This is a genomic window from Streptomyces sp. ISL-11 (assembly GCF_018614525.1).
Taxonomy (GTDB): Bacteria; Actinomycetota; Actinomycetes; order Streptomycetales; family Streptomycetaceae; genus Streptomyces.
In genome coordinates, this window is the sequence record NZ_JAGGOL010000201.1 from 1 (window position 1) to 5863 (window position 5863).

4 protein-coding genes and 1 pseudogene are annotated in these 5863 nt (G+C 72.7%); all 5 read left to right on the forward strand.

The window, feature by feature from the left end:
- Positions 1–781 (forward strand): s-methyl-5-thioribose-1-phosphate isomerase (locus J7E86_RS29625; protein WP_215085899.1); only part of this gene is annotated, 781 nt, incomplete at its 5' end.
- Positions 782–923: 142 nt separating this feature from the next.
- Positions 924–1601 (forward strand): two-component system response regulator MtrA, encoded by a 678-nt coding sequence (gene mtrA, locus J7E86_RS29630; protein ID WP_032759013.1) that lies wholly within the window; start codon positions 924–926, stop codon positions 1599–1601.
- Position 1602: 1 nt separating this feature from the next.
- The gene (mtrB, locus tag J7E86_RS29635) at positions 1603–3642 is read left to right on the forward strand and encodes an MtrAB system histidine kinase MtrB (protein WP_215085900.1); all 2040 of its coding nucleotides are present in this window, start codon (positions 1603–1605) and stop codon (positions 3640–3642) included.
- Positions 3632–5446, forward strand: a complete 1815-nt coding sequence (locus tag J7E86_RS29640; RefSeq protein WP_308312776.1) for an LpqB family beta-propeller domain-containing protein — start codon at positions 3632–3634, stop codon at positions 5444–5446. The genes mtrB and J7E86_RS29640 overlap by 11 nt, the downstream gene beginning before the upstream one ends.
- Before the next feature lie 80 nt (positions 5447–5526).
- Positions 5527–5863, forward strand: a pseudogene (locus tag J7E86_RS29645) (ComF family protein); the annotation flags it as partial.

The window sequence follows — 5863 nt, forward strand, 5'->3', positions numbered from 1 at the left end:
CGCCGAGCGGGCCGCCGCGGCCGTCCTCGCCGAGGCGCGGGCGCTGCACCGCGAGGACGCCGAGGCCAGCGCCCGGATGGCCGCGCACGGCCTCGCGCTGCTGGCGGAACTGCTGCCCGGAGGCGGATACCGCGTCCTGACCCACTGCAACACCGGCGCCCTGGTCTCCGGCGGCGACGGCACGGCGCTGGCCGTGGTCGCGGCGGCGCACCAGGCGGGTGAGCTGAGGCGGCTGTGGGTGGACGAGACGCGGCCCCTCCTGCAGGGGTCCCGGCTGACCGCCTACGAGGCCGCACGGGCCGGAATGGCGTACACGCTGATCACCGACAACGCGGCCGGCTCGCTGTTCGCCGCCGGTGAGGTCGACGCCGTCCTGATCGGCGCGGACCGCATAGCCGCCGACGGCTCGGTGGCGAACAAGGTGGGCAGCTATCCCCTGGCGGTGCTGGCCCGCTACCACCACGTGCCGTTCATCGTGGTGGCGCCGAGCACGACCGTCGACCTGGCGACCGCCGAGGGCGCGGGGATCGAGGTCGAGCAGCGGCCCGGACACGAGGTCACGGAATTCGCCGCGGTGCCCGTGGCGGGAGCCGAAGCGGGCACGGGACTGCCGGTGGCGCCGCTGGGCACCACCGCGTACAACCCTGCGTTCGATGTCACACCACCGGAATTGGTGACCGCGATCGTCACCGAGAGCGGGGTGCTCTCGCCGGTGACCCACGCGGGGCTCGCGGAGCTCTGCGGCAGTGGCGGAACGGGACTTGGGAGTGTGACGGGCTGATCTCCCCACGTGAATTCCGCACCCGGCGCGAGGTGCCGAAGCGGTCCCGGGTCAACGGGACACACCGAGGAGTGTTCCTCGCGACAGGTGAGCTGGGTCACCCTGCTCTATGGACCGGATGCGAAAATGGGATGATGTCGATATGAAGGGACGCGTCCTTGTCGTCGATGACGACACCGCACTGGCCGAGATGCTCGGCATTGTGCTGCGTGGTGAGGGTTTCGAGCCGTCGTTCGTAGCGGACGGCGACAAGGCACTCGCCGCTTTCCGTGAGGCCAAACCAGATCTTGTGCTGCTCGACCTGATGCTGCCCGGAAGGGACGGCATCGAGGTGTGCCGGCTCATCCGCGCCGAGTCCGGCGTGCCGATCGTGATGCTGACGGCCAAGAGCGACACCGTCGATGTCGTCGTCGGGCTGGAGTCCGGCGCGGACGACTACATCGTCAAGCCGTTCAAGCCGAAGGAGCTGGTGGCCCGGATCCGAGCGCGTCTGCGCAGGTCGGAGGAGCCCGTCCCCGAGCAGCTCACCATCGGTGACCTGGTCATCGACGTGGCCGGACACTCGGTCAAGCGCGAGGGGCAGTCGATCGCACTGACCCCGCTGGAGTTCGATCTGCTCGTCGCCCTGGCCCGTAAGCCGTGGCAGGTGTTCACCCGCGAGGTGCTCCTGGAGCAGGTGTGGGGCTACCGCCACGCCGCGGACACGCGGCTGGTCAACGTGCACGTACAGCGGCTGCGCTCGAAGGTCGAGAAGGACCCCGAGCGGCCGGAGATCGTGGTGACCGTGCGCGGCGTCGGCTATAAGGCCGGACCGAGCTGACATGTCGGGCAACGGTGCCGCCCCGGAGCGGGGCGTGGGGCGGCCCGTCGATACGGCGGGCGGCATATCTCTCCTGCGGCGGCTGTGGCGCGCCGGCAGGCTGCTGTCCGACGGCGCGGCCGCCGGGCCGGTCCATCCGCTCCTGCGGCTGTACGTGAGGTGGGTGCGGCGTCCGCTGCTGCCCGCGATGCGGCTGTGGCGGCGCAACATCCAGCTGCGGGTGGTCGCCACCACGCTGCTGATGTCGATGGGCGTCGTCCTGCTGCTGGGCCTCGTGGTCATCGGCCAGGTGCGCAACGGTCTGCTGGAAGCCAAGCGGCACGCCTCGCAGAGCCAGGCCGAGGGCGGTTTCAAGGCCGCGCGGGAGCTCGCCGACAACGGCAGTGACACCCGTGGCCAAGGGGCTCCCCAGTCGGGCGGCCGTACGACCCCCGACGCGGGTGCCTGGCTGACGAACGTCGTGCAGCAGCTGGCCAGCGGCGGGCAGGGCGTCTACCACGTCGTGGCGCTCAGCTCCGGAAGCGGTGACACGTCCGCGGCCGTCGGCATGCGCGGACCGCGCGCCTCCGGTGATCTGGACCCCGACCGCAGCATCCCCGTCGACCTGCGCAAACAGCTCGATCTCAAGACGGGCGCGCTGGAGCGGTCCACGTCGATCAAGCACAGTGCCTCCGACGAGGGGGAGCCCGCCCTGGTCGTGGGCAAGCGGATGTACGACCTCAACGGCGACGCCTACCAGCTCTACTACCTCTTCCCGTACACCCAGGAGGAGAAGTCCCTCAAGCTGGTCAAGGGAACGCTGGCGACCGCCGGGGTCTTCGTGGTGGTGCTGCTGGGCGCCATCGCGTGGCTCGTGGTGCGGCAGATCGTCACGCCCGTACGGATGGCGGCCGGTATCTCCGAGCGGCTCGCGGCGGGCGTCCTCCAGGAACGGATGAAGGTCACCGGCGAGGACGACATCGCTCGTCTGGGTGAGGCTTTCAACAAGATGGCGCAGAACCTCCAGGTCAAGATCCAGCAGCTGGAGCAGCTGTCGCGGATGCAGCGGCGGTTCGTCTCCGACGTCTCGCACGAGCTGCGGACGCCGCTGACGACCGTGCGGATGGCCGCCGAGGTCATCCACGAGGCCCGTGAGGACTTCGATCCGGTCACCGCGCGCTCCGCCGAACTGTTGTACGGGCAGGTCGACCGGTTCGAGTCGCTGCTGGCGGACCTGCTGGAGATCAGCCGGTTCGACGCGGGCGCGGCGGCCCTGGAGGCCGAGCCGGTCGACCTGCGGGACGTGGTGCACCGGGTGATCGACGGCGCGCTGCCGCTCGCCGAGCGCAAGGGCAGCAAGCTGCTCGTCCAGGGCGGGGAGCAGCCCGTCGTGGCCGAGGCCGACGCGCGGCGTGTGGAGCGGGTGCTGCGCAACCTCGTGGTCAACGCCGTCGAGCACGGCGAGGGCCGGGACGTGATCGTGCGGCTGGCCGCCGCGGGCGGCGCCGTCGCGGTCGCCGTGCGCGACTACGGCGTCGGGCTCAAGCCCGGCGAGGCGACCCGGGTGTTCAACCGCTTCTGGCGGGCCGACCCGGCGCGGGCCCGGACGACCGGCGGCACCGGCCTCGGGCTGTCGATCGCGGTCGAGGACGCGCGGCTGCACGGCGGCTGGCTCCAGGCGTGGGGCGAGCCGGGCGGCGGTTCGCAGTTCCGGCTGACGCTGCCGCGCACGGCGGGTGACACGCTGCGCGGCTCGCCGATACCGCTGGAGCCGGACGACTCGCGGCGCAACCGCGGCCTGAACGAGGCCGGTGTGCCCTTGGGCGTCGCCGGTCGCGGCGGGTCCGTACCGCAGCAGGGCGTACGGCCCCCGACGGGGCCCTCGCCCGTGCCGGCGCAGACGCGCAGCATGCCGACGGTGGATCCGACGGCGCTGCCGGGCAGTGGTGCGCGGGTGGTGGCACGCCCGGGAGGCGCGTGTTTCGACAAGCTGGACAAGCCCGTGAGGACGGCCGAGAGCGGTTCCGCGGACGAACGTGAGGGGCAGGCGCGTGGGCGCTGAACGCAGGCGCCGCCGGTCGGCGGCCGGGCTCTGCGCGCTCGCGCTCAGCGGCGCGCTGCTGGCCGGCTGCGCGTCGATGCCCGACAGCGACGAGGTCAGCGAGGTCGACTCCTCGCAGCGCGCCGACGCGGACGCGCAGGTGCGCGTCTATGGCGTCGAGCCGCACAAGAACGCGCAGCCGCAGGACCTCGTGACCGGCTTCCTGGAGGCCACGACCAGCGACGACCCCGACTACGAGACCGCCCGGAAGTACCTGGCCAAGGCCGTGCGGCGGTCGTGGGATCCGGCGCGGGAGACGACCGTGCTCGCCGAACCGCCGCAGCTGCGGGTCGAGCGCAGCGGCGACCGGGAGCAGGACTACACCGTCACGCTGATCGGCAAGCAGGTGGCGAAAGTCGACGCCCGGCACGCGTACAAGCCGGACGAGCAGGTGTACAAGGCGCAGATCCACGTGGCGCGGGAGGACGGTGAGTGGCGCATCGACGCGCCGCCGCCGGGGCTCGTGCTGGGCGCCGCCGACTTCCAGCGCATCTACCGCTCGGTCAACAAGTACTACTTCGCGGAGCTGGGCCCGGGCGGCTCCGGCAAGGACCGCGATGTCCTCGTCGCCGACCCCGTCTATCTGCGCAAGCGCATAAATCCCACCACGTCCTCCGTGAAGGCGCTGCTGGACGGGCCGACGGGCTGGCTCGACCCCGTCGCGGCCACGGCGTTTCCCACGGGTACGCGCGTGATGGACCCGAAACTCTCGCTGGACGACTCCAGCGCCCTGAAGCTCCGGCTCAACGGACGCGGCTCCGAGGCGAACGAGAAGCAGTGCCTGCGCATGGCCGCGCAGGTGCTCTACACGGTGGGTGACCAGACGGCCAAGGTCAGCCAGGTGACGCTGCTGCGCGAGAACGGCTCGCAGATGTGCGTGCTGGGACGGCTCCAGGCGCAGGACTACGCGGCCGACAAGGCGGCCCCGGGCGGCCAGCAGCAGTATTTCGTGGACGCGCAGCGCCGGTTGACGAGCATGACCGAGGGCGACGGGGAGCCGCGGCGGGTGGCCGGGCCGTTCGGCACGGACAGTGGCGCGCAGTTGCGGTCGGTGGCCGTGAACCGCCGCGAGGACCACGCGGCCGGGGTGACGGGCGACGGCCAGTCGCTGTACGTGGCCGCCCTGGAGGCCGGAACGCCGCTGGGCGAGCCCCGGCTGACCGCCAGGGGCGGGGCGAAGGCGGGGCTGACCGCGCCGAGTTGGGACGGGCTGGGCGATCTGTGGGTCGCCGACCAGGACCCGGACCGGCCGCGGCTGCTGCGGCTGCCGGGCGGCACGGGCGCGCCGCAGGAGGTCGAGGTGCCCCGGCTCGACGGCGGGCGGATCACCGGGATCCGGGTGGCTGCGGACGGTGTACGGATCGCGCTGCTGGTGACGAAGGACGACCGTACGAAGCTGAAGCTGGGGCGGGTCGAGCGGCGCGTCAGTGACGGCCGGCCGAGCCTGTCGGTGCAGGAACTGCGCTCCGTGGCGCCGCGGTTGGAGCAGGTGGACGCGGTGTCGTGGGCGGGCGGCAGCAGGCTGCTCGTCGCGGGCAACGGGCCGGGCGAACTCCAGCAGCTGCAGTACATCGAGACCGACGGTTCACTGCCGAACGGCTCGCCGCTGCCCGGGATCACCGGGGTGCGGGGGATCGCCGCCTCGGAGAGCACGGCGAAGGCGCCGGCACTGGTCGCGGAGCGGGACGGCGGGATCGTACGGCTGCTGCCGGACGCCGGCTGGAAGCAAGTGACGAAGGGGTCCGCGCCGGTCTATCCGGGCTGATCCGTGCGGCCTGACTCCGTTGTCCTCGTGGGTTTTCCACAGGGGTGGCGGTGGTGGTCGGCCCGCGCGACAGTGGATGCATGCGCGGGTGGTGGCAGGAGATCTCCGGCCTGGTGCTGCCGGTCGACTGCGCGGGGTGCGGCCGGCGGCGGTCCGTGCTGTGCGAGGAGTGCCGGGCGGCCCTGACCGGCCGCGCGGCGCGGCGCGTACGGCCGGACCCGGTGCCTCCCGGCCTGCCACCCGTGCACGCTGTGGCGCCCTACGGCGACAGGGTGCGATCGGTGCTGCTCGCTCACAAGGAGCGGGGCGCGATGGGGCTGGCGGGGGCGCTGGGCGCCTCACTCGCCGGGGCGGTGCGATCGGTCGCGCGCGGTGCCGCGGGCGGCGCCGGGCGGGTGTCAGGGGCCGGGGCGGGGC

What these genes read in the sequence shown, in the direction of transcription:
- mtrB (WP_215085900.1), top strand. Translation starts at nt 1,603, where the DNA reads ATGTCGGGCAACGGTGCCGCCCCGGAGCGGGGCGTGGGGCGGCCCGTC.
- mtrA (WP_032759013.1), top strand. Translation starts at nt 924, where the DNA reads ATGAAGGGACGCGTCCTTGTCGTCGATGACGACACCGCACTGGCCGAG.